The 24,073-nt window shown below is 37.1% G+C and carries 15 protein-coding genes and 2 pseudogenes; 1 reads left to right on the forward strand and 16 read right to left on the reverse strand.

From position 1 onward, the window contains the following. Positions 1–27: 27 nt before the first annotated feature. The 10 genes and pseudogenes from ACUN2T_RS21850 to ACUN2T_RS21895 all read right to left on the reverse strand — a co-directional run. A pseudogene (locus tag ACUN2T_RS21850) lies at positions 28–1,285 on the reverse strand (IS1182 family transposase); the annotation flags it as partial. Positions 1,286–1,324: 39 nt separating this feature from the next. Beyond that, entirely contained in the window at positions 1,325–2,350 is a 1,026-nt protein-coding gene (locus ACUN2T_RS21855; protein ID WP_445495017.1) for a 3-oxoacyl-[acyl-carrier-protein] synthase III C-terminal domain-containing protein, read from the reverse strand. A gap of 19 nt (positions 2,351–2,369) precedes the next feature. Further along, a complete protein-coding gene (locus tag ACUN2T_RS21860) occupies positions 2,370–2,597 on the reverse strand; it encodes a phosphopantetheine-binding protein (protein WP_445495018.1) in 228 nt (75 codons plus the stop codon). Then, entirely contained in the window at positions 2,587–4,083 is a 1,497-nt protein-coding gene (locus ACUN2T_RS21865) for an AMP-binding protein (protein WP_445495019.1), read from the reverse strand. Before ACUN2T_RS21865 ends, ACUN2T_RS21860 begins: the two co-directional genes overlap by 11 nt. A 44-nt stretch (positions 4,084–4,127) precedes the next feature. Further along, a complete protein-coding gene (locus ACUN2T_RS21870; RefSeq protein ID WP_445495020.1) occupies positions 4,128–5,750 on the reverse strand; it encodes a (2,3-dihydroxybenzoyl)adenylate synthase in 1,623 nt (540 codons plus the stop codon). A gap of 306 nt (positions 5,751–6,056) precedes the next feature. Further along, positions 6,057–7,973, reverse strand: a complete 1,917-nt coding sequence (locus ACUN2T_RS21875) for a condensation domain-containing protein (protein ID WP_445495021.1) — start codon at positions 7,971–7,973, stop codon at positions 6,057–6,059. 146 nt (positions 7,974–8,119) lie between these two features. Next, the gene (locus ACUN2T_RS21880; protein ID WP_445495022.1) at positions 8,120–10,210 is read right to left on the reverse strand and encodes a peptidase domain-containing ABC transporter; all 2,091 of its coding nucleotides are present in this window, start codon (positions 10,208–10,210) and stop codon (positions 8,120–8,122) included. 5 nt (positions 10,211–10,215) lie between these two features. Further along, the gene (locus tag ACUN2T_RS21885; RefSeq protein WP_445495023.1) at positions 10,216–11,487 is read right to left on the reverse strand and encodes an HlyD family secretion protein; all 1,272 of its coding nucleotides are present in this window, start codon (positions 11,485–11,487) and stop codon (positions 10,216–10,218) included. Then, the gene (locus tag ACUN2T_RS21890) at positions 11,480–12,643 is read right to left on the reverse strand and encodes a cupin domain-containing protein (RefSeq protein WP_445495024.1); all 1,164 of its coding nucleotides are present in this window, start codon (positions 12,641–12,643) and stop codon (positions 11,480–11,482) included. Before ACUN2T_RS21890 ends, ACUN2T_RS21885 begins: the two co-directional genes overlap by 8 nt. A gap of 565 nt (positions 12,644–13,208) precedes the next feature. Beyond that, positions 13,209–13,685 (reverse strand): hypothetical protein, encoded by a 477-nt coding sequence (locus ACUN2T_RS21895; RefSeq protein WP_445495025.1) that lies wholly within the window; start codon positions 13,683–13,685, stop codon positions 13,209–13,211. A gap of 811 nt (positions 13,686–14,496) precedes the next feature. Between ACUN2T_RS21895 and ACUN2T_RS21900 the strand changes: the two are divergent. Beyond that, a pseudogene (locus ACUN2T_RS21900) lies at positions 14,497–15,317 on the forward strand (transposase). 135 nt (positions 15,318–15,452) lie between these two features. Here ACUN2T_RS21900 and tilS read toward each other — a convergent pair. The 6 genes from tilS to lpxA all read right to left on the reverse strand — a co-directional run bounded on the left by tilS (position 15,453) and on the right by lpxA (position 24,071). Further along, the gene (gene tilS, locus ACUN2T_RS21905) at positions 15,453–16,781 is read right to left on the reverse strand and encodes a tRNA lysidine(34) synthetase TilS (RefSeq protein ID WP_445495026.1); all 1,329 of its coding nucleotides are present in this window, start codon (positions 16,779–16,781) and stop codon (positions 15,453–15,455) included. Positions 16,782–16,995: 214 nt separating this feature from the next. Then, positions 16,996–17,955 (reverse strand): acetyl-CoA carboxylase carboxyl transferase subunit alpha, encoded by a 960-nt coding sequence (gene accA / locus ACUN2T_RS21910; RefSeq protein ID WP_445495027.1) that lies wholly within the window; start codon positions 17,953–17,955, stop codon positions 16,996–16,998. Between the two features lie 11 nt (positions 17,956–17,966). Beyond that, positions 17,967–21,449 (reverse strand): DNA polymerase III subunit alpha, encoded by a 3,483-nt coding sequence (dnaE, locus tag ACUN2T_RS21915; RefSeq protein WP_445495028.1) that lies wholly within the window; start codon positions 21,447–21,449, stop codon positions 17,967–17,969. Between the two features lie 57 nt (positions 21,450–21,506). Further along, complete coding sequence (gene rnhB / locus ACUN2T_RS21920; RefSeq protein ID WP_445495029.1) at positions 21,507–22,097, reverse strand: ribonuclease HII; 591 nt, start codon at positions 22,095–22,097, stop codon at positions 21,507–21,509. Next, complete coding sequence (gene lpxB, locus ACUN2T_RS21925; RefSeq protein ID WP_445495030.1) at positions 22,094–23,278, reverse strand: lipid-A-disaccharide synthase; 1,185 nt, start codon at positions 23,276–23,278, stop codon at positions 22,094–22,096. Before lpxB ends, rnhB begins: the two co-directional genes overlap by 4 nt. A gap of 4 nt (positions 23,279–23,282) precedes the next feature. Next, entirely contained in the window at positions 23,283–24,071 is a 789-nt protein-coding gene (gene lpxA, locus ACUN2T_RS21930) for an acyl-ACP--UDP-N-acetylglucosamine O-acyltransferase (protein ID WP_445495031.1), read from the reverse strand. Positions 24,072–24,073: the final 2 nt, after the last annotated feature.

The following is a 24,073-nucleotide window of genomic DNA, read 5'->3' on the forward strand; positions in this document are numbered from 1 at the left end:
AACCCGGTTTAATCCCCCGCCAGGGCGCTATTTTCGCTTCTCCTGCAATAAAATACTCGCTCTCCAGAGATAAAAACAACACAGCTTTGCGACCAGCAAGGCTATCTTCTTGATATTTTGGGCTGTTGCCGCCAGGAGACACTGTATTTGCACTTTCTGCAACCCACGAAAACGGGCATAGCGGTGCCCGTGATGCTGCTTCGCATCCGCAAAACTACGCTCTATCGTCTCCTTTCTTCGTTTGTAGAGCTTCTTCCCCCACGGGGTTAATCGGTTTTCTCTGGCCTGCTCTTTACTGGCCTCCCAGACATAGTGGGTTAGCATTTTTCCGCCTTTCGCGTGAGTGCAGGCATCACGCTGCGGACAGCTCTGGCAGAGAGTCGCCGGCGCTTGATAATGCCGGTATCCCTGACGGTCGGTTGTGGTATAAATCAGGTTTTCGCCCTGCGGGCAGACATAGCAATCTTGCTGCCTGTCATAGGTGACGTGTTTCTTCTGAAAGGTGTTCGGTCCCTTGTTTGGGCGGCGATAACCGATAATGGGCGTCATGCCTAACTATTCCGTCAGGTAACAAACCGGGCCGTAAAATAGTCCGCATCCAACCCAACCGCGAGGGGATTGAGAGCAAAACGCTCTAACTGACGCGTCAAACGCTTGATAAAAGGCTGGCTGTCGTGGACATTACCCGGTGTGGCGTAGGTATCGATGATAATACCGACTTGCCCATCCACGGTACGGTGGTCAAGGTAAAAGAACTCCCTGGGTTTGTTGGTCCGGTGCATAAACCCGCTTTCCTGATCGGGGGTACTGACCTTCGTCTTTCTCTGCCGTTCCTTTAGGGCTGGCTTCAGGCTTTTTTTCCGGCTGCCGCCCGGTCTTGAGTGACGGCTTTATCCAGTGCGTCAAAATAGGCGCCGGGGGGAACCGACCGCATGACATTCTCCGATTTATGCGGATTGGCACTAGCTTTCAGGTGGGTGCTGTCGGTATAGAGTACGTGTCCGCCCACAAATCCTTTGGCTATCGCCTGTTCAACAATGTGGTCAAAAATCTGTTGGAAGACCTCGGTATGATTGAAACGGCGGCGGCGGTTCTGGCTCAGGGTTGAGGCATCAGGGACCTTTTCTGTCAGTCCGAGGCGCAGAAACCAGCGGTAAGCCACATTAACCTGAATTTCCTGTACCAGACGGCGTTCACTGGGGACGCCAAACAAGTAGCCGGGTAACATCATTTTAATCAGAATGACCAGATCGATAGCAGGACGGCCATTAATATAAAAAAATAAAAATAGACATTATGTCACTACTTATTCTACTCTACACGATCAGTTTAACTCATATTTGAAAAGACATGCCCCCCATTTTAATCCCGTTGATATAGAACTCATTATAATATCATCTCCAAAATTAATTTCTCTTTTTAATACCAATAGTTTAAGTGAGATGAGTAAGTCAGCACATCCCATATGCCCAATTTCCGATAATAAACCTAGATTGCTTCTTGATACTGGAATATCCAGCCTGTTACAAAGATGCTCAATACTTTGCTTACCTTCTAAAGTATGTAGTAAGAATGGAGCATTTAACTTATTTCCAGACTGAGTAATAACATGATTTATTATTTTTAAGCTGTTATCCACCCGCAAGGCCAAAAACTGATGAAGTTCATCTATTGAAAACTGATAAATATCCATTATTTTTTCAAAACCAAGCTTATCATAGCGGCTGTCGTATTCCTCTGGTACGTAAGGCCGACTACCTCCACCTCGTTCAATTCGCATCATATCTACATAACGGCAATCTGAAAAATCTCCACCGGATAAGTAGCTAAAGTAGGGCTGTTTAGTATCTACCGTTGAAGGGGCAACTACTGCAACAGCTGCCCCATCACTTAATATGGCATTCATTTGACTAAAACGATCTTGATGCACATCGCTGACTCGTTGAGCTAAGACTACCAAACCAACTTTACCTGGTAGTAGAGAATTAACCAGTGATACTGCATGGAGCCAAACACTGATGCTACTGCCACAACCTTCAACTAAATTCACTGTTCGAACGTTATTACATTTCAATTCTGCGCCAACCTGACAAGCAAAATCGATACTAATAAAATCCGGTACATTAGACTGACCTGCAACTATAAAACCAATATTTTCAGTTTGATAACCAGCTTCAGAAAGAGCACTAATAGCCGCTTTTGCCGCCATATCCCGTGCTAGTCCACGATGTACCCAATACTGATCATAGCCAGCATATCGTATTGCTTCTAAATGCATTTTATTTGGATGAATTACATCCTTTAGGCACGCAGCTTGGGTCATTGTATGTCCAATCGCCAGTATTTTCATTTGTGATATTCCATTTTAGTCATTGAGCTATATTAATTAGTTTTACATTACCAATTTTATCTCCCAATAGCTGGGCCAAATTAATTTCAATACCTTCGCTTTCTTTTAAAATCTTAGCGATTTGTATAGCTATTATTGAATTTCCTCCCAATTCAACGAAGTTATCATCCAGCCTTATATCAGATTCGTTTAGAATAATTCCTATTATATCAACTAATTTATCTAAACTTATTTTCTTATTGCTCATTTTGCAATCTCCTAAGTGCAGAGCGGTCTGTTTTACCACGTTCATTCATTGGCCAATCATTTTGATGAATAATCAAGTAACGGGTGGGCCTTAACCATGGTGACAACTTAACACACTCCATCCTCAAACTGCGCGTAGTCAACACTATTCCAGGTATAGCATTGATGCAAGCGCAGATATAAGGGATATTTTCCTGCGTAAAATTAATCCAAACAATAGCTTCATAGACTCCAGGAATAGTTTGAAGAAATGTTTCTATATCTAATAGATCAACGCGAAAGCCATTTATTTTATGAAATCCACCACTACGTCCGATATAAAGATATTCTCCTTCTTCATTACTACAGCAAATATCACCGGTTAGATAATCTTTATTAATAACAGAATGCCCATCATATCCATCAAATACTTGATTTCCTTTTAACAATAGGTTTCCACTACCATCTTTTCCTAGATTTTCAAGGGAAAAATGTATGCCGGGAAAAGGCTTACCTATTGGTATTGAGTCATATCGAAAATCAGTTTCTGTCACAATATGAGCAGAACAAAATACTGTAGCTTCTGAAGGACCATACGTATTAATCAATCGTACACAATTTTCTTTCATTGCAGCATAAACTGGCCTTAATGTTTCTGTTGAAAGTTTTTCTCCACAAAACGTCACTAAATTTAATGACAATCTTGTAATATCCATAGGCTGGTATGGAGAAAAAATATAACGAAATTCAGAGGGGGTGAGCATCAATACGTTAACTCGATATTGTTCAATTATATTCCAAGCGGCATAGGGATCGCGTTTATTTTTTTCATCCAATATAATCAGACACCCACCATGAGTCAAGCAACCAAGAAGTTCCCAAATGGATAAATCAAACGAAAGATCATGAATCCACAGCCAATTCAAATAATGAGGAATAGTGAGAACATTACTACTATTTTCTAAGAACGCATCAAGCTGCCTAACATTAATAGGTACTATCTTTGGTTTTCCTGTGGTACCCGAAGTACGCACACAATAAACTTCTGCACCTGAGGAGGAATTTAACTTTGTTTCATAATGAATTTCAGGTAATCGCCATAAATTGCCAAATTCAACAATATTTGCGTCTAAATGCTCAAAAGATTCTGTAAGAGAAAATATTGCTGTACAACGGGCATCAGCAGCAATTTGTAATTTTTGTTGTTTTTCTAATATAGCCGGTACGTATATAAAAGAAATTCCAGACAATAAACAACCTACCACAACGTGAAACAATTCACTGGAACGCGGAGCATCTAATGCTAGCCTATGGCCAGAATGAATACCAGAGGCATGCAACTGTCTAGAGATAACCTGAGCAGTCATAAAAAGCTGGCGATAGGTATAAGCTACTTTCCCTTCTATAATTGCAGTAGATTCTGGTCTCTCAGCAAGAATGCGAATTAGAGCTGTATTAAGGAATTCTATCCTAGTATTTATCGACCATGAACTAATATCATTATACATGATTTCCCTTTTTTAACCACTAATAGTTAAACTTAATTTATAATCTAATATACCACATATTTCATTAAAAGATTTTTATTTGTTTTATTTATAGCTGTTTTAGGTAAATTATCAACAAACATGACTTTGTCAGGTATTTTGTATTTAGAAATGGAAAATGAATTTAAAAATTTCAATACTTCCATTTCTGAAGTTTTCATATTTCCACACACAACGAAAAGGCAGCTTTTTTCACCTAAATATTTATCAGGATAACCAACAAGTGCACAATCATTAATAGTCTCATGAAGAAGAGCTAATTGTTCAATTTCTTGAGCAATAATTTTTTCACCACCTCGATTAACTACATCTTTTTCTCTTCCACAAAAAATAAAATTACCTTCTTTAGTTTTAATCGCAGTATCACCTGTTTTATAGAAACCATTTTCTGTAAATGAATGATTACAATCATCTGAAGAGCCAAAATATTTCCGTATAGTGTAAGGGCCTCTAACTAAAATACTCCCTTTTTGACCATCAGAAACAGGATTTCCAAATTCATCCACTAAGATAACCTCATCAAATTCAGACATTGGCCTCCCCTGCGTTTCTAATATAGTATCGATAGGATCAGACAATCTAGTATAGCAAACTAATCCCTCACCCATACCAAATACCTGTTGCAATCGCGTTGATAATATCGTATATACCTGCTTTGCAATTTCGGGGAGCAATTTTGCCCCACCAATTTGTATAAATCTTAATGAAGATAAATCAATTGAACTAATTTTTGAATAATGCAACCAAATTTGCAATACAGCAGGAACTAAAGAAGTAAACGTTATTTTTTTTTCTTTTATAACTGAAAAAAGTATATTTGCATTAAGGTTTTTTTTCAATACAATAGTTCCCCCCGCTGATAACACACCCAAAACGCCAGGAGAGCTTAAAATGAAGTTATGTAAAATTGGCAATGAAGCTAAATATCGATCATTATTAGTAATGCCACATACTTTATTACTCTGCAACACACTATATAAATAGTCATTATGAGTTCTTGGTATTAATTTAGGTAATCCCGTGCTACCACCGGACAATTGTAATAAAGCCAAAGAAGAACCAGAAACCCGATATGAGATATCGAAAGACTCAGATGTATCCATAAGCACATCAGTTAATATTGGATATTTTAGAGACTTACCCACAATCAATGCTTTATTTCTATATGAATTAATGCTACAAAAGCAATCTGCTAAAGATTGATGATCATAACCATCATAAAAATCAGCACCTATATATAAAACAGCATCAGAAAGAGAAGAAATATATTTTAGTTCATATTCCCTATGAGCAGGCAAGCATAAAACTGGAATCGCACCTATTTTAAAACAAGCGAAAAGTAAAATTATCAGTTCAGGTATATTAGGAAGTTGAATTACTATACGATCACCTTTTTTAATTCCCATTTTATGAAGAACATTAGAATATCTGTTTCTTTCCCTTCCTAAATGTTGATACGTTATTTTTAAATCATCAGATTCTATAGCGATACTATTACTATATTGGTTGATTACTTGATCTAAAATTTGGTTAAGATTTTTATCTAACCAACAATTATGAGAGCGATAAAGTTTACAGAATTTTTCAGGCCATAAATTATCTGAATTATATAAATTAACATCTATCATACATAGACCTAGCACTTATTTTTATAAATTTAAATTAGTTGTTTTAAAGATGAAACGTGTATAAGTTATTTTATAAATTCTTATAAAACAAAGTGATGAGATAATTAAACACTCTTGCTTAATTATATAAAATAATCTGTAAAAATTAATTATCATAACCTAACCAATATTAGTTTATATTCCACGCCATAGCACTACCACTATATCATAATTTCAATAAATAGGAGAAGAACCGTCAGCATGAGTTTTTTGGATAAACTTTCATCTCAGGCTAAATTTTTTAATTGACATTTTTCTTACATCAACTTAAGAAAATACTTTTTTCCTTAATGCATCCAATCCTTTAAATAAATCGATATTTTTTGCTATATTTCTTATGGTTCCTTTTTCTAATAAAAAATTGTATGTAATTCTAATAGAGAATCTTTTGTTTATTTCTTCAAGTAGAAAAATTGCAGAAAGCGAGGAGATCCCAAATTCTAAAAGGTTTTTATCAAAATCTATCACATCTAATTTTAACACCTCCTTAATAATATCGTAAATTATTTTTTCTGTTTTTAATAAACTAGCATCTGAGTCATCTTCAAATAAATTTTCATCAATTAATAGATTCATATTATTATTCACATTTGAAATAGGTAATCGCGCTAATAGCTTTGGCATATCGTAACTAAAATTTCTTCCAATGGAGTCGAAATTAGTATTTGAAAAATCACAATCACACATATATATAAAAAATAACTTAAACTCCTCCAAATAAAAATTAACTTTATTTTCATTATACATATAATAATTAGCTTCCAGACATAGATCTATATCTTTTTCAGGATCATAATATACCGTCATTGAAAGATCTTCAACAGGCCCTGAATTTATTGTTTCTATTTCACAAGTTAATTTATCAGTATTAATTACGTTTGAGAATGGAATGAAATTTAAAACAGCCGTAAACAATCTCTTTTCATTAACTATATTTTTTATTTTTTCATGCCGAAATGAAGAGTGTTTTTTATAATTGAATAATGAATCTAACATTTCCATTACACTTTCCTTCACTGACACATTCTTGTCTATTTCAAAAGAAACAGGGAGTATGTTCATTGTCATAGATAATGGCATTGCATTAATATCGGTGTTTACTATCTGCCCTAATAATGGCACTCCTAATGTTATTCTATTTTTAGTGTAAAAACTTAGAAAAACAGAAAATAGAATTATAAGAACATCTGATATAGATACATTATATTGATTAAATTTTTCTAGCATTTTATTAATATGTACAGCTTCTAATTTATTATTAGTCTTATGTACATTTAGAGATTCTGAATAGTCACGATTTACCATTCTAGAAGGAGATATCAAATTTGTAACTTTACTGTACCAAAATTCTTCATCTTCTATATATTTATTAGAATTAAAATATTTTTTTTCACTCGCCAAAATACTCAATGGTTGAATAATTTCCAAAGTGGTATTTTTACCATTTAAAATATTATCATATTCATCTAATACTGTTTTTATAAAAAGATAAACCCCATGACCATCTAAATATAAATGATTTACTATAAAAATCCACTCATGCTCATTTTCATTATATGAAAACAATAAACTTTTATAAGGTGGAATACTAAAGTCATTAGCTAAATAATCAATTGATTTTTTAATGAAGATGTGAGCTTTATTTGTATCATTTGAAAAATGAAAATCGTGATTAATATTATTTTCATTTTTATTGCATACAAAAAAAGGATAATCACCACTTACTTCTTTTATTAAGCAATTTAAATAGTCACATGTTTTAATAACTTTTGACAACGATTCATTAAAAATGACATTATCTAGAAATCCATCTATTTTTATTTTTTTTACACAATAATAAACCTCAGGGTATTCAGATAGTTTTATCGCTGACCATATCCCAATTTGAGCAGAAGTTAGGTTTATCGTCTCATCATTATACTGTGAAAAAACTTTAACTGAAGTGTTATTAGATATTCCAGATTCATACTCAGCTAACGCAATTTCATACAAATCACGTGGAGTTAGTTCTGAAGTAAAAACATCATATTGAATGTTGATACCAAACTTAATTAATTCATTAATAATAAAATATTTTCTTACTGAATCTAATCCTAATAACTGAAATGAGATATCCATTTTATCATTAAGATTTTTAATACTGCAAGTTTTTGATATGACAGAAAAAAAATCTGAGTATTCCATATAGTCTCTTTAATAGAAGATGTTGTATTAATTTTCAACTAGCATTATTAATGTGTAACTTTATTTTTATATTAATTAATATTGATATAAAATATCTCAACATGTTAACATTAATCTTAAAATATAAAATAATATTTTTCCCACTTTTAGTGCGTTAGATTAATTACTCTATTTGCAGATTCGATTGTCTCTTTTCTGTGAGCTACCATTACTTTTGTAATATTCAAGCTTTTAATATTATATGAAATTTCTTTTTCATTGTCAATATCAAGGTGGCTCGTTGCTTCATCTAAAAATAGAATTTTAGGTTCTTTATATAATGCCCTAGCCAAACATATTCTTTGCTTTTGCCCTCCAGATAAAACACTGCCCATATCACCAATTAATGTTTCATACCCCATAGGCATTTTCTTTATATCATTATGAATTACTGCTATTTTTGCACAATTAATAGCCTTATCTATACTTGGCTTATCATCAAAAAACGTTATATTATCTATTATAGAGCCTGAAAATAAAGCATCATCCTGAGCAACATATCCTATTATGTCTCTAATGCTTTTAGTATGATTTTTATCAATAGCAACTCCCCCAATTCTAATTTCTCCACTTGTAGGTAATATATTACTCATCATTAAATTTAGTAATGTTGATTTGCCACACCCTGAAGGACCTATGATAGCAACTGATTCACCTTCTGCTACATTGAAAGATAATCCATTTATTAAATATTGGCTATTTGCATCATGTTTAAAATGTAAATTATTAACTTCGATAAAGCTTGAGTTAATTTCTTGGAAATTTATTGATTCATTTTTTTTTATTTCCTTTTCATTCATAATGATATCTGATAATCTTTCAATGTGTAAATCCATCATTTTAAATAATGCAAACTGATCTATTAAAGATATTACTCTCGATTCAAATTGACTTTTGTATGCTATAAATGAAATTAAAATACCCGTAGTGAAAAACCCATCAAAAATGTAAGAGGAGCCTATATACATTACAATTATGCTTTGAACCCCAAATAACATTTTATTTAAAAAAGAAAAAATTAAGGATAATCTTTGTGTTTTTAAATTTGAATTAACAGCATCAATGGATAGAGATAGCCATGCATTATACCTATACATTTCCTTACCAAAAATTTTTATTGTTTTTATTCCACGCAGTGTTTCCATAAAATTAGAACTTTGCTTAGCTACATGTGTAATATTTTCCCTTGTTGCATTTTTTAACGGACGATACCACATTACTCTTATTGCTATATAAATAAGCACAGTAATAACTGATATTAGTGTTAATTGTAAACTATAGAAAATCATCATACTAAGAGTAATGACAGATACCAAACTATTACATACAGATACAAAAAAAGATGATGTTAAAATACTTTGAATGCTATCAATTGATGTAAATCTGGATATTATATCACCCAAATGCCTTTTTTCAAAGAATGCTATAGGAAGACAAATTAGATGAGTAAAAATATTTGATTTCCATTGTACATTCAAATTAGTACTAATATATGTTGTAAGTAAAGTTTGCACTACACTAACAATTTGCTGGAATGCCAATAATATTCCAAATCCCAATGATAATAATAAAATAAAATCCTTGTCTTCTGAAATAATCCCATGATCAATTATTAACTGCATGTAAAAAGGACTAATTAAAGTAAAAAATTCCAAAACAAAAGTTAATAGTAAAATTTTAAAAATTGATTTTTTAATTCCAACAATGTTTTTAATAAAACTTCCAATCTTTATTTTTTCTTTGGTTATTTCTCTTTCTTTTTTAAAATCATTATCTGGCCAAAATTCAACGGCTATACCGGTAAAACTATTTGAGAATTCTCGATGACTTACATGTCTTATCCCAACACTAGGATCCATAATAGTTATTTTATTTTTTGATACTTTTTTTAATACTACAAAATGATTAAAATCCCAATGTAAAAGGCATGGTAACTTTATATTTTTTATTTCATCAATATCGAGACTTATAGCTCTGTAAGATAGTTTTAATTTTTTAGCATAATTAGTGATATCATTTAGATTTGTTCCTGTCAAAGGTATAGAAAAACTTTTTCTAAGTGTATTTAAATCAATCTCATAACCATAAAAAGAAACAATAGATGCGAGACAAGCTAATCCGCACTCACTTATTTCTGTTTGTAAAATACAAGGAAGCTCATGAGAAGACCAGAATTTAATCCTGTCAATTTTTATCATTTTATTTAACTTTTCTTTGTTATTGCAAAGAGTGGTTCAAACATCCACTCATATAATTTTCTTTTTTCATGTAAAATATCTGCGTCAAATATCATCCCAATATCTAAAGGTTTTTTTACTCCGTTAACTTCCATATATTTTTTTTCTGGTTCAGCTTTTATTAAATAAATTGGTTCATTTGTAATATTTAGCGCAGGTAATACAGTTCCGATACTTTTTACTTCGTGAATAGGTATTGCCGATTTACTTATAGAGACAATCCTAGCTTTAAAAACACCAAACTTTTGATACGGATATGCCGAATATCTTATATTAACTAAATCACCATTTTTCACAAACCCCATAGATTGGCTTGGTATATATAAATGAAGAATAAGATTTTGATTTTTAGTGTTTATGCTAAGTAATAATATCGACTGATTTACTTGCAATCCCAATTCAAAATTATTCATACTCACAAAACCAGAAGTATAAGCTCTAATAATAGACTCAGTTTGACTTTCTATGTGTAATAATTCTTGTTCAATAGAAACTAATGTTCTTTCGAACTCCTGACTTTCTATAATTTTCTTTAATGGAAAATCGCTAATTTCTATTTTTTTCTCACTTATTAGTCTGTCTATTATAGTTAATTCTTTTTTGCTAGAATTAAGTTGTATTACTTGTTCTAGTTCATTGTTTTCAGCAATGTTTATATCCTCATCTGACACATATCCCTTTTTATTTAAAACTTTATATTTAACTATATTATCTTTAAGCTTGTTTAGTTTTTTCTCTTGTAGTGAAATCTGTTCATTAATATATCCTCTTTGAGAAATTAAATTACTTATATCACTATTAAGTAATTCTAATTTGTTCATTTGAATTTTTTCTAATTTGATCATTTCTTGAATTATTGTTTTTTTCTTTAAAAGAACTTTTTCCTTTAATTTATCTTGCAATGTACTTTCATTTAAAGATTGAGCTTTATAAATTACACCTAAAACATCCCCTTTGTTAACAAATTGCCCATCTCTGACTTTTATATCACTAATAACTCCTGTATCGCTTGCATATACTTTGAACATCCCTTCTTTGGGGTAAACTTGTCCTTTAACTGAAGTTTTTCTAGGATATTCAGAGAAAATAATAAATATTATGCTTAATAATACAAAAAAAACAAAAAAGTATGTCATTATAGTTAATAATAATGGGCTGGTCAAGACAACTCTGCCAGCCAAAGATACTGATTTACTTTTTAGGGCTTCTTTACGAAAAAGATTTTTTTTATCATCCATTTACAATTTCTAATATATCTTGATAACTAAGTTTATAAATCAGTTCTTCTAATTGCTTATGTTTTGTATTATTAAAATATGACATTAGATCATCATACAATATATAATAATTTTCATCGATTATTTTTAATAATGATAGACTAATTGGATCTAAATATAATTTAGTACCATTACATATTATATAGCCACTATTTATAGATAAATTATTGTTTGAGTTTATCCGCAAATGTTTCCCACTTAATTGTAATCGTTTTTTTCCATTGCAAAATAAATCTAAATTTAATTTTGATGCTACTCTTTTTTCTGCATTAAATGACTGCATAAATTCATTATATATATCTTCTGAACTTAACTGTAATTCGATAAATTCTGATAGCTCTTTAATTTTGTTCTTAGCATCATCCCATGAACCTGATAATGATTTTCTTCCAATATCAAAGTCAGTTATTCTGTTAAAAAACCAGGATAAATAATCATGGATAAACGGAGGAAAAACTCCAACAGATAAGTGAATTGTTTCTTCACCAATCGGTAGTGGATTATGCCACCAACCTCTAGGCAAATAAAGAACATCGCCCTCTTCTAAAACAATATCAGAATATGGCTCAGAGGAGCAGGGATATGTATTTTCCATATCTACAGACCTGTGAATAAATAATGGATCTGTAAAGGATGGTTCGTAAATAACCCACCTTTTTTTGCCTGTTAATTGAACAACAAATATATCTCTACTATCCCAGTGAGATTTAAAAGATCCCTTATCTCCGTAAGCTAAATATATGCTAGAAAAAGCCTGGCTATTTGTAAGCGATGCAAAATATTTAGAAATAAAATCAATTTTTGGCTCATTAATTACACCATTTGCAACTAGTGTTGCTCCCGAATTAATGTAATCGTACAACTTGGGATAAATATATCTATGTCTTTCAATACCCAAATCTGAGTACGACTCAATATACTCTGACTTATCTAGAATTCCATTATACATTAATTTAATGCCTTCAAACGACATTAAGTCAGAACGATTGAATATGTCTTCTATTTCATGTTGATCAATAAATTTAGTATCATACACACCTTTGAATACACATGGTTTTTTTTCAAAGTAATTTTCTAAAAAATATTCTTTTTTTATAGGCTTATTAATTGGATTCATTTTTATTTACTAAATATATATTAGGATTTTAATTTATAGGAAATAGTGCGCCAAATGGTTATTTTGACCATGTCACGTAAACACATTAGTTATTAAAAGCAATGTTTATCATAATAAATACATAAACATTACTTTAAATTTAAGTTTATAATCACAGCATGTAATTAACAGCCGTCACCAGTACCGCTACCGCTACCACAGCAGTAATTAGTTCCAGTTTGGCCTGCTCCTGTTAGAGAGTTTGATATAGCTCGCCCAGCTGCACCACCAACATACCCTCCCCCAGCTCCTCCAGCAACCGATCCTATAGTCCTCCCTACAGACCCACCAATTACAACTCCAGCTATTGTTCCTCCGGGACCAGCGAACGATCCTACCGCACCTCCTACATAGCTGCCAACTGTAGTTCCTGCGGCCCCTCCAGCCACTCTTCCAACCATTGCTCCCGCTGCTGCTCCGCCTCCTGCCGCGGCATCTGCAATATCACCGACAAAATCACTAGCAGCACCTGATACTAACTCAAACTCTTGAACTTTTAATTCACGCATCTCTAAGTATTCTCCTTTTATTTAGCTAAAATTTTTATAATTAAATATATGGATGTGCTAATAAACACAGATAAAAGAACTAGTAGTGAAAATGTATAATTCATAAAGCTTACTATATAAAAACAAGAGAGCAACAACATAGCAATAATAATGATCAAAATAAGCGCAGATATTATTTTGTGTAAGTTCGTTACTTCTTTAATATCAATTTCATGATTTTTATAATTACCTTTATTAAAATCAATTAAAAGCAAATTAAATTCCTGAGTTGTTTTTTTTATTATACTTATTATTGCCACTAATAATCCTATAGCCATGATAAAATCTATATATAAGAATATGCTATTTTTTATCCCATATGTTATCATTAATAGAAAATATACCAAATAACCGTTGAAAAACATATTTTCCTTATAAAATAGCTTATTTTTCTTTGGATTGAATGAGCAGCACTTACTATCTGCTAAAATTTTTTTAAAAATTTCTATTTTCATTTTTAATACATACCATGGATTTTAAAATAATATCTATTAGAGTAGTTTAATTCATTCATCAATTGACATAAAAAATTTATATCTTAGCTAATTATAGTAGTATCTTAAAAGTCATCTTGAAGTTATTGACTTTAATGAAAGATTATAAATAGAGTGACATCAATTGAATCCTATACCAGCTAGTGTTGCACTCATCGTATTGATTTAACTATAACCTATCACATTCAGATTATAACACTTCTTATCAATAAAACTTTATTTACTAAATGATATTTCAAAATAATAGAACACCACTTGAATTCTCGCACCGCGAAGGCTCAAGTCCTCCACAAATCTTAGCACCTCACTATTATGAAAAATTATTTATAAATTAAATAAATTCATAGTTTTCAATTTCAATTTCAATTAATTGATAATAAAAATGATAACACTTATTATTTATCTTTTGCGATATAATAAATCTTTATTACTAATTGTCAATAAATATTTATGTTTTTTTAGTATATAGTTAAGAAAAAATAATGTTTGTTTCTTTTTAATACAAACAGAGCAGAACCAAATCATGGCAACTCACTTTGCAAACAAAAAGACTCAAGTAGATAATCATCGTCAAATAGCAGGATTTGCGCTTATTTTTAATACTTAAATTAACCTCAGTTTTGTTTAAGTATCGCAATTTCATGGTCAAGTAAATCTAAGCTCGGTTTTTTCGGCTGGAAGATAAAAGCAATGATCCCAGATACTGTTGTACTTTAATAAATCCGGCACTTTGTTTTAATTAAGTTCCGTTCACTCAACGGAGCTTGCCACCATGTTAAGAACACCCCCTCTCCAGACTTTCCCGCCAGAAACGCTCTCGCTTGACGAGCTGGCCCCTAAAAATCATTTGGTCCGTCAAGTCGATGCTGCCATTGATTTCGAATTTATCCGCGAATTAGTCGCCCCGTTGTATTGCCACAATAATGGCCGTCCTGCTATCGATCCGGTCATGCTGATTAAAATGATGTTTGACGCGTCAGTTAGAGCGTTTTGCTTTCAATCCCCTCGCGGTTGGGTTGGATGCGGGCTATTTTACGGCCCCGGTTTGTTATCTGACGGAACAGTTAGGCATGACGCCCATTATCGGTTATCGCCGCCCAAACAAGGGACCGAACACCTTTCAGAAGAAACACGTCACCTATGACAGGCAGCAAGATTGCTATGTCTGCCCGCAGGGCGAAAACCTGATTTATACCACAACTGACCATCAGGGATACCGGGCATTATCAAGCGCCGGCGACTCTCTGCCAGAGCTGTCCGCAGCGTGATGCCTGCACTCACGCGAAAGGCGGAAAAATGCTAACCCGCCATGTCTGGGAGGCCAGTAAAGAGCAGGCCAGAGAAAACCGATTAACCCCGTGGGGGAAGAAGCTCTACAAACGGAGAAAGGAGACGATAGAGCGTAGTTTTGCGGATGCGAAGCAACATCACGGGCACCGCTATGCCCGTTTTCGTGGGTTGCAGAAAGTGCAAATACAGTGTCTACTGGCGGCAACAGCCCAAAATATCAAGAAGATAGCCTTGCTGGTCGCAATGCTGTGTTGTTTTTATCTCTGGAGAGCGAGTATTTTATTGCAGGAGAAGCGAAAATAGCGCCCTGGCGGGGGATTAAACCGGGTTAATGAGGAAAATGGATGGCATTATGATTCATAATGAAAGGAACAAACCTCGTTAAAAATAACGAGGTTTGTCAGCGGTCAGCAGCCGCCTCTGGCGGCTTATAACGCTTTATTTTAACAACGTTTTATTCCAGTTAATTGTCAATATTCTCTGCCCTTCTGCCGCTTCGCTTTCTTTGGTAATAAAAATACCTAATGCAGCTATCAGCTGTTCGCTGTAATAAAGCAATGGAATTCTCTCTCTAAGCCATGGAGCAACCCCAAACTCCTGCCACAATTTTTTACTGTGCCGGGAATGTTGGCGACCCACAATACTCATCTTTCCCTGAACACCAAAGCGGATAGTCACCCGCTCATTATTAGCAGGTGCCCTTACTTGAATACCACAATCAGAAATATTCAATTCTCCCAGGCGATCCGGTAATACCAACGTATTGCAAATATCCCATTCAAGAATAGTGTCTCTCAAAGATTGTAATTGAGGAACCAACCAAAGTTTTTGCTTATAACGACGCACATTATATTGACCAAATTGTAACTGGGGTTCAGCATCAGTGCGAGCAAGAGCCACCTCATACCAAAGTCTGTGAAGTTGCTCCCGTGAGGGCATTTTCATACCATGGTAACCAAACCAACGGCGTAACAACGCATTTCGTTTAGCTTCTGAGCACGTTTCCAAAGGTGAAATACCTAAAGCACCATCCTGAGTTATCAGCTCTTTCAGAAATTCATTCAACAACTCATCCAGAAGCTGCTCCTGCTCACCACATAAACTAGCACTGCGAGCAACAGATTGTGGGAAATGCGGCCAGCGTTGATTCAGTAACGGCATAACATGTAAGCGCAGAAAATTCCTGTCATAGCGATCATCCTGATTACTGTCGTCTTCAATCCAATTCAGACGATGTTCACTGGCATATATTTCCAACTCCCTCCGACTATAACCAAGCAGTGGGCGAAACAATAATGTATCAACAAATACGGCAACTGGAGGCATAGAAGCGAGGCCTGCCGGACCGCTACCACGCTTTAGTGCTAGCAAAAAAGTTTCCGCCTGATCATCAAGATGTTGAGCAGTTACCAGAATTTCGTCTTTTTGTAATTCACGCCTGAACATCTGATATCTGGCATCACGAGCAGCAGCTTCAATGCCTTTCTCACGGGCATCTATCGTGACTCGTTCAAAACAAAATTCCACTTGCCAGTCATCACAAATCTGTTGGCAATGTTCAACCCATTGATCTGCTTTTGGATTTAAACCGTGGTGAATATGCATTGCTCTCAGTTGAACTTCCTGATTGTGCTGATTACGCCAATTGACCAATAAATGCAGCAAAACTGAAGAATCCAGCCCGCCACTGAATCCAACCAAGATTTTCTTATGTTCACCAAGCTGTTTAGCTAAAGTGAAAAATAATCGCTCATCAATTTTTGTCATTACAGACTCAAGAGTTCCTTAATTTGCAACAATCATGAATTCATTATCATTTGCGTCATTAAACTAAGAACCACTGCCCCTCAGATAATATTTTTCACTATTTTTATGAAGAATATGAAATGGCAAAAAAAGCAGAAACAGTAAGGGATGGGCGTGACTGAAATTAATCAATTTCAGTCACGCCCATCCCTTATTCAAGCAGTTAGTTCAGATCTCAACAATAACCATATTGCATCAGACGCTGATAACGACGGTTCACCAATTCTTCAGGTGCAAAATGATCGAGAGCTGCCAGATCAGCCAATAACTGAGCTTTTAGTGATGCTGATATTGCATCGTAATTACGATGCGCACCACCTAATGGCTCTGGGATCACGGTATCGATTAATTCCAGCTCTTTCAAGCGAGGAGCGATGATCCCCATTGCTTCTGCCGCCAGAGGCGCTTTTTCCGCACTCTTCCATAGAATTGAAGCACAACCTTCCGGGGAGATAACAGAATACGTACTGTATTGCAGCATATTCACTTTATCACCAACACCAATTGCCAGTGCGCCACCGGAACCGCCTTCACCAATCACGGTACAAATGACAGGCACAGACAAACGGGACATTTCACGCAAATTGCGAGCAATAGCCTCAGACTGACCGCGTTCTTCTGCGCCAACGCCAGGATATGCGCCAGGAGTATCAATGAAAGTGATAATTGGCAGCTTAAAACGTTCCGCCATTTCCATCAGACGCAGAGCCTTACGATAACCTTCCGGTGCTGGCATTCCGAAATTACGGCGGATTTTTTCTTTTGTTTCACGGCCTTTTTGATGACCAATAATCATCACTGGACGCCCATCAATACGAGCCAAGCCACCAACAATTGCTTTGTCATCAGCGTAAGCGCGATCACCCGCCAGCTCTTCAAAATCAGTAAAAATATGCTGAATATAGTCCAATGTATAAGGACGGCGTGGATGACGGGCAAGTTGAGCAATTTGCCAAGCACCTAAATCTGAAAAGATTTTGCGAGTCAATTCCAGACTTTTTTCCCGCAAACGTTGTACTTCTTCATCCAGATTTATATCTAATTTTTCATCTTGACGGCTAACTGCGGTTAGCGAATCAATTTTCGCTTCCAGCTCGGCAATCGGCTGTTCAAATTCAAGAAAATTCAGACTCATAACATTCCTATTTAGTCAAATTCTAATTCTACCTGCTCATTACCCAGCAGAGTTCGCAAATCTGTCAGAAGGTTATCCGTTGGCGTTACCCTCCACGTCGCGCCAAATCTTAAACGGGCGCGGGCGTCTTCCCTCTGGTAATAAAGATGAACCGGTATCGTTCCAGAACGATGTGGTTCCAAGGCACCACGAAGACGGTTCAACAATTGATCATCAATTTGCCTGTCTAACAGCGAGATAGCAAGCCCACGCGCATATTTTTCACGCGCTTCACTAATATCCATTAGTTCACGGGCTGTCATTTTAAGGCCACCGTTGAAGTCATCAAAGCTGACCTGCCCCGTAGCTATCAATATCCGATCCTGTTCCAACAAATGCCGGTATTTCTCCAGAGCATCGGAAAATAACATAACTTCCAGACGCCCTGAACGGTCATCCAATGTACAAAGACCAATCCGGTTACCCCGTTTGGTTATAATCACTTTGGACGCCAGTACCAAACCTATCACAGTCGTTACTTGACCACGCGGTGTCGGATTCACATCTTTTAACCGTAATCCATTAGTATAGCGCTCAATTTCTTTTAAATAACGTGTGATCGGGTGCCCCGTTAAATAGAGCCCCAAAGTTTCCCGTTCACCATCAAGAACAACTTGTTCCGGCCATTGAGAAACATTGGCATAAGAACGCTCAACTTCTTCCGGCGCGTCAGCTAATACACCAAACATATCAGTCTGACCAATGGCTTCTGCTTTAGCGTGTTGATCTGCCGCTTTCAGGGCATCTTCCAGAGAGGACATCAGTGCCGCACGGTGCGGCCCCAGACGGTCAAACGCCCCTGACATGATCAGCTTTTCCATCACCCTGCGATTTAATTTCTTAGTGTCAACGCGGGCACATAAATCAAACAGTTCTTTAAAATAGCCGCCTTTCTGACGAGCGTCGATGATCGCTTCAATCGGCCCCTCACCTACCCCTTTAATTGCTCCGATACCATATACGATCTCCCCATCATCATTAACATGGAAATGATACAGTCCGCTATTAATATCAGGTGGTAATATTTTCAGCCCCATGCGCCAGCATTCATCAATCAACCCAACGACTTTTTCTGTATTATCCATATCAGCAGTCATTACCGCAGCCATGAATTCAGCTGGGTAATGTACTTTCAGCCATAAAGTCTGATAAGAGACCAATGCATACGCAGCGGAGTGAGATTTATTAAATCCATAACCCGCAAATTTCTCTACCAGGTCAAAGATTTTTATTGATAGTTCGCCATCAATGCCGAGTTTTTTGGCTCCATCCTCAAATACTGAGCGCTGCTTCGCCATCTCCTCCGGCTTTTTCTTGCCCATTGCCCGTCGGAGCATATCTGCACCACCGAGAGTATATCCCGCCAGCACCTGAGCAATCTGCATCACTTGTTCTTGATAAAGGATAATGCCGTAGGTTGGCTCCAAAACAGGCTGTAAAGATTCGTGCTGCCATTGTACATCTGGGTATGAGATCTTTTCCCGACCATGTTTACGATCAATGAAGTTGTCCACCATACCTGATTGCAAAGGACCCGGCCGAAACAGTGCCACAAGCGCAATCATGTCTTCGAAGCAGTCGGGACGCAGGCGTTTGATAAGATCCTTCATGCCACGGGATTCGAGCTGGAATACCGCTGTTGTTTCAGCGCGTTGCAGCATATCGAAGCTCTTAGTGTCGTTCAGCGGAATCGCTGCGATATCAATGGGGTCCAGATCTTTCTTCGCTCTGCGTGCATTGATCATTTCCAACGCCCAATTGATGATAGTCAACGTCCTCAGTCCGAGGAAGTCGAATTTCACCAACCCCGCATATTCCACATCGTTTTTATCAAACTGAGTAACCGGGTTCAAACCTTCCGGGTCACAGTAGAGAGGCGCGAAATCCGTGATTTTAGTTGGGGCGATAACAACCCCACCAGCGTGTTTCCCCGCGTTACGGGTAACACCTTCCAATTTACGCGCCATATCTATCAGCGCTTTAACTTCCTCATCCGCTTCATAAATTTCAGGAAGTTGTGGCTCTGCGATAAATGCCTTTTCCAGTGTCATACCGGGATCAAGCGGGATTAATTTGGAAATTCTGTCAACAAACCCGTATGGATGCCCCAGCACACGGCCAACATCCCGAATGACGGCTTTCGCTGCCATCGTACCGAATGTGATGATCTGAGATACGGCATCACGACCATATATATCAGCCACATGATCAATCACCAGATCACGTTTTTCCATACAGAAATCGACGTCAAAATCGGGCATGGAAACACGTTCAGGATTAAGGAACCGTTCAAACAGCAGGTCGAACGCCAAAGGATCGAGATCAGTTATTTTCAGAGCATAAGCCACCAAAGAACCGGCACCAGAGCCACGCCCTGGGCCAACAGGAACACCATTGTCTTTCGACCACTGAATAAATTCCATCACGATCAAGAAGTAGCCAGGAAATCCCATCTGGTTGATGACCAGAAGTTCAACATCAAGCCGCTCATCATATTCAAGACGTTTTTCTGCCCGTACTTTAGGATCCGGGTAGAGAAATGCCAAACGCTCTTCTAACCCTTGTTTAGATTTATCAACCAGATAATCTTCAGTGCTCATTTCTCCCGTCGGGAATTGTGGCAGGAAATACTCACCAAGGCGGATAGTGACATTACAACGCTTAGCAATTTCTACACTGTTTTCCAGCGCTTCGGGAATATCAGCGAATAGTTCACACATCTCCTGTTCACTACGCAGATATTGCTGAGGACTGTAATTTTTCGGGCGTTTTGGATCAGCTAATGTATAGCCATCATGAATCGCCACGCGGATCTCATGAGCATCAAAATCTTCACTGTCGATGAAACACACATCATTAGTCGCAACAACAGGCAAGTTCTTTTCTGTCGCTAATGCAACCGCTGCATGAAGATAACTTTCTTCATCTGCACGGCCAGTACGGATTAGCTCCAGATAATAACAATCGGGGAAATGCTCCTGATAAAACTCAAGGCATTGGTCCACCATAACCTGATTACCACGTAACAAGAATTTGCCAACATCTCCCATACGGCCACCAGAGAGCAGGATCAACCCTTCTTTATGGTTTATCAGCCATTCCTGTTTAATTGTCGGGCCAATAGCACCATACCCCTTCTGATAAGCCTCTGATATCAGTAACGTCAGGTTATGATAGCCAATATTATTGCGTGCAAGAATGGTCAGGTTAGCGCACTCATCACCGAGCAACTTGCTTTCCATATAGAAATCAGCACCAATAATCGGTTTTATTCCCGTCCCATGAGCACTGCCGTAAAATCTTACCAACCCACACAGGTTAGTAAAATCAGTGATCGCAAAAGCTGGCATACCTAATTGAGCAACCTTTTTCACTAAAGGGCTGGTTTTGGCTAAGCCATCAATCATTGAATAGTCGCTGTGGACACGTAAGTGTACAAAACGGGGTTCGGCCATGTGTTTGTCCAGATGATATTGATTTGAAGAATAGCTGTATTCAGTCAACAAGTTAACTTAAAGGCCAATTGCTCTTTTAACCGGCGCAAAACTTTTACGGTGATGTTTTGTCGCTCCCAACAGAGCCAGCTTTTCTAAATGAAATGCCGTGGGGTAGCCTTTATGTTTAGCAAATCCATATTCAGGAAATAATTGGTCAAGTTCAGCCATTTCCCGATCTCTAGTCACTTTCGCCACGATAGAAGCCGCACTGATTTCAGCAACTAGCCCATCACCTTTTATCACCGCTTGTGCAGGCATTGACAATTTAGGGCAACGATTACCATCAATCAGCACATATTCAGGCGAAATAGACAAGCCAGCCACAGCCCTTTGCATCGCAAGCATAGTTGCGTGCAAGATATTCAGTTGATCAATTTCTTCTGGCTCTGCGCGCCCCAAGCTCCAACACAACGCTTTTTCTGTAATCTCCAGATACAATGCTTCACGGCGTTTCTCGCTGAGTTTTTTAGAATCAGCCAGCCCAGCGATCGGCCTGGATGGATCTAAAATAACAGCTGCGGTCACCACTGCACCGACTAATGGGCCTCGGCCAACTTCATCAACTCCGGCAATCAGATTTGCCTGAGGATATATAAATTCCATCATTTTCCTGCTAATTCCAGTACAACTTGTGCAGCTTGTTCATCAGCATTACAGCGGATGCTTTCGTGCAGATGTAAAAATGTCTGTTTCAATGCTTCAACTTTTTCACTACCTTGCAGTAATGACAACAATTCATCTGCAAGTTTCTGCGGCTGACACTTTTCCTGCAATAATTCTTTCACCAGCTCTTTACCGGATAGCAAGTTCGGCAATGAAACATAAGGTGTTTTTACAAGACGTTTTGCCAGCCAGAAAGTAAAAGGTTTCATGCGGTAACCCACAACCATCGGGCATTTTGCCAGCATACATTCCAGAGCAGCCGTGCCAGATGCCAAAAGTGCAGCATTACTTGCGATCATAATTTCACGCGCTTTGCCATCCACAAGGTGGACATTCAGATCTGGCGTAGTTTCCTGCTTGATTTGCTCGAATTGTTCACGCCGTTTAGCATTCACTAACGGCACAAACACATGCAAATCAGGCATCTTTTGCCGCAATAACTGAGCCGTTTTCAGAAAATCAGCACCTAGCATCTCAACTTCAGAATGGCGACTCCCTGGCAACAAAGCCAGGCAAACGGCCTCTTGCGGGATACCTAATAGCTGACGTGCTGCCGCTTTATCCGGCTGTAACGGCATAGCATCCGCCATTGTATGCCCAATAAACCGGCAAGGGACATTAAACTTATCGTAAAACGCTTTTTCAAAAGGCAAGAAGGCCAGAACCATATCGGTGGCTTTACCAATTTTGAAAACACGTTTTTGACGCCAGGCCCATACCGATGGACTGACATAATGAATAGTACGGATGCCCTGCTGTTTTAACCGGCCTTCCAATGTAATATTGAAATCCGGCGCATCAATGCCCACAAACACATCAGGTTTCAGTTCTGTGAAACGGGTGGTCAAATCCTTACGGATTTTCAGCAAACGAGGAAGACGTTCAAGAACTTCGACAATCCCCATTACAGCCAGCTCTTCCATCTCATACCAGGCTTCACAACCTTCATCCTGCATAAGAGGACCCGCAACACCAACAAAACGGGCATTGGGTATTTTGGCTTTTAATGCACGGATTAAACCCGCTCCAAGGATATCACCGGAGGTTTCTCCGGCGACTAATCCAATCGTCAGCGGGTGCAGACTATCAATAGAAGAAATGGTAGCCAAAGGAGTATCCTTCATCTACTTAACGGATAATGCCACGGGTAGAATTTGCCAGAAAATCGCTGAAGATTTTTACATGCTGATTGTCTTCAGCCAACTTAGCAATTTCCTGCTGTGCTTCTTCTAAAGTTTTTCCGTTACGATACAATAACTTGTATGCATTTCTGATTAAGTGCAATGAATCTTTATCAAAGCCACGGCGTTTCAAACCTTCAACATTAATGCCAAAAGGTGTTGCATGATTACCCTGAGCAATAACATATGGAGGAATATCCTGTACCACACCGGAACAACCACCGACCATAGCATGAGAGCCAATCTGACAAAACTGATGAATTGCGCTCATACCACCGATGATGACATAATCCCCCAGAATAACATGCCCCCCCAAAGTACCATTATTCGCAATGACACAACGATCACCGATAATACAGTCATGAGCGATATGAGCATTAATCATCAACAAATTATCATTGCCGATTTTCGTTAAACCACCACCTTGCTCAGTTCCACGATGAATGGTCACACTTTCGCGGATACGGTTACGATCACCAATTTCAACTCTGGTTGGTTCACCGTGATATTTCAGGTCCTGATTCATTTCCCCAATCGAGGCAAACTGAAAAACCTGATTATCACGGCCTATTTTAGTTATTCCATTGACAACAACATGAGATTTAAGCTCTGTGCCTTCGCCAATTTCAACCTGAGAACCAATGCAACAAAATGGGCCAATACGAACATTAGCACCAATAACTGCGCCATCTTCTACAATAGCGCTAGGATGTATATAAGCGGTTTCATCAATCATAG

It is taken from the genome of Photorhabdus machadonis (assembly GCF_052657765.1).

Excerpts from the sequence above, each read along its gene's own strand:
- ACUN2T_RS21855 (WP_445495017.1), bottom strand. The coding sequence starts at position 2,350 with ATGAAAATACTGGCGATTGGACATACAATGACCCAAGCTGCGTGCCTA.
- ACUN2T_RS21860 (WP_445495018.1), bottom strand. The coding sequence starts at position 2,597 with ATGAGCAATAAGAAAATAAGTTTAGATAAATTAGTTGATATAATAGGA.
- ACUN2T_RS21865 (WP_445495019.1), bottom strand. The coding sequence starts at position 4,083 with ATGTATAATGATATTAGTTCATGGTCGATAAATACTAGGATAGAATTC.
- ACUN2T_RS21870 (WP_445495020.1), bottom strand. The coding sequence starts at position 5,750 with ATGATAGATGTTAATTTATATAATTCAGATAATTTATGGCCTGAAAAA.
- ACUN2T_RS21875 (WP_445495021.1), bottom strand. The coding sequence starts at position 7,973 with ATGGAATACTCAGATTTTTTTTCTGTCATATCAAAAACTTGCAGTATT.
- ACUN2T_RS21880 (WP_445495022.1), bottom strand. The coding sequence starts at position 10,210 with ATGATAAAAATTGACAGGATTAAATTCTGGTCTTCTCATGAGCTTCCT.
- ACUN2T_RS21885 (WP_445495023.1), bottom strand. The coding sequence starts at position 11,487 with ATGGATGATAAAAAAAATCTTTTTCGTAAAGAAGCCCTAAAAAGTAAA.
- ACUN2T_RS21890 (WP_445495024.1), bottom strand. The coding sequence starts at position 12,643 with ATGAATCCAATTAATAAGCCTATAAAAAAAGAATATTTTTTAGAAAAT.
- ACUN2T_RS21895 (WP_445495025.1), bottom strand. The coding sequence starts at position 13,685 with ATGAAAATAGAAATTTTTAAAAAAATTTTAGCAGATAGTAAGTGCTGC.
- tilS (WP_445495026.1), bottom strand. The coding sequence starts at position 16,781 with ATGACAAAAATTGATGAGCGATTATTTTTCACTTTAGCTAAACAGCTT.
- accA (WP_445495027.1), bottom strand. The coding sequence starts at position 17,955 with ATGAGTCTGAATTTTCTTGAATTTGAACAGCCGATTGCCGAGCTGGAA.
- dnaE (WP_445495028.1), bottom strand. The coding sequence starts at position 21,449 with ATGGCCGAACCCCGTTTTGTACACTTACGTGTCCACAGCGACTATTCA.
- rnhB (WP_445495029.1), bottom strand. The coding sequence starts at position 22,097 with ATGATGGAATTTATATATCCTCAGGCAAATCTGATTGCCGGAGTTGAT.
- lpxB (WP_445495030.1), bottom strand. The coding sequence starts at position 23,278 with ATGAAGGATACTCCTTTGGCTACCATTTCTTCTATTGATAGTCTGCAC.
- lpxA (WP_445495031.1), bottom strand. The coding sequence starts at position 24,071 with ATGATTGATGAAACCGCTTATATACATCCTAGCGCTATTGTAGAAGAT.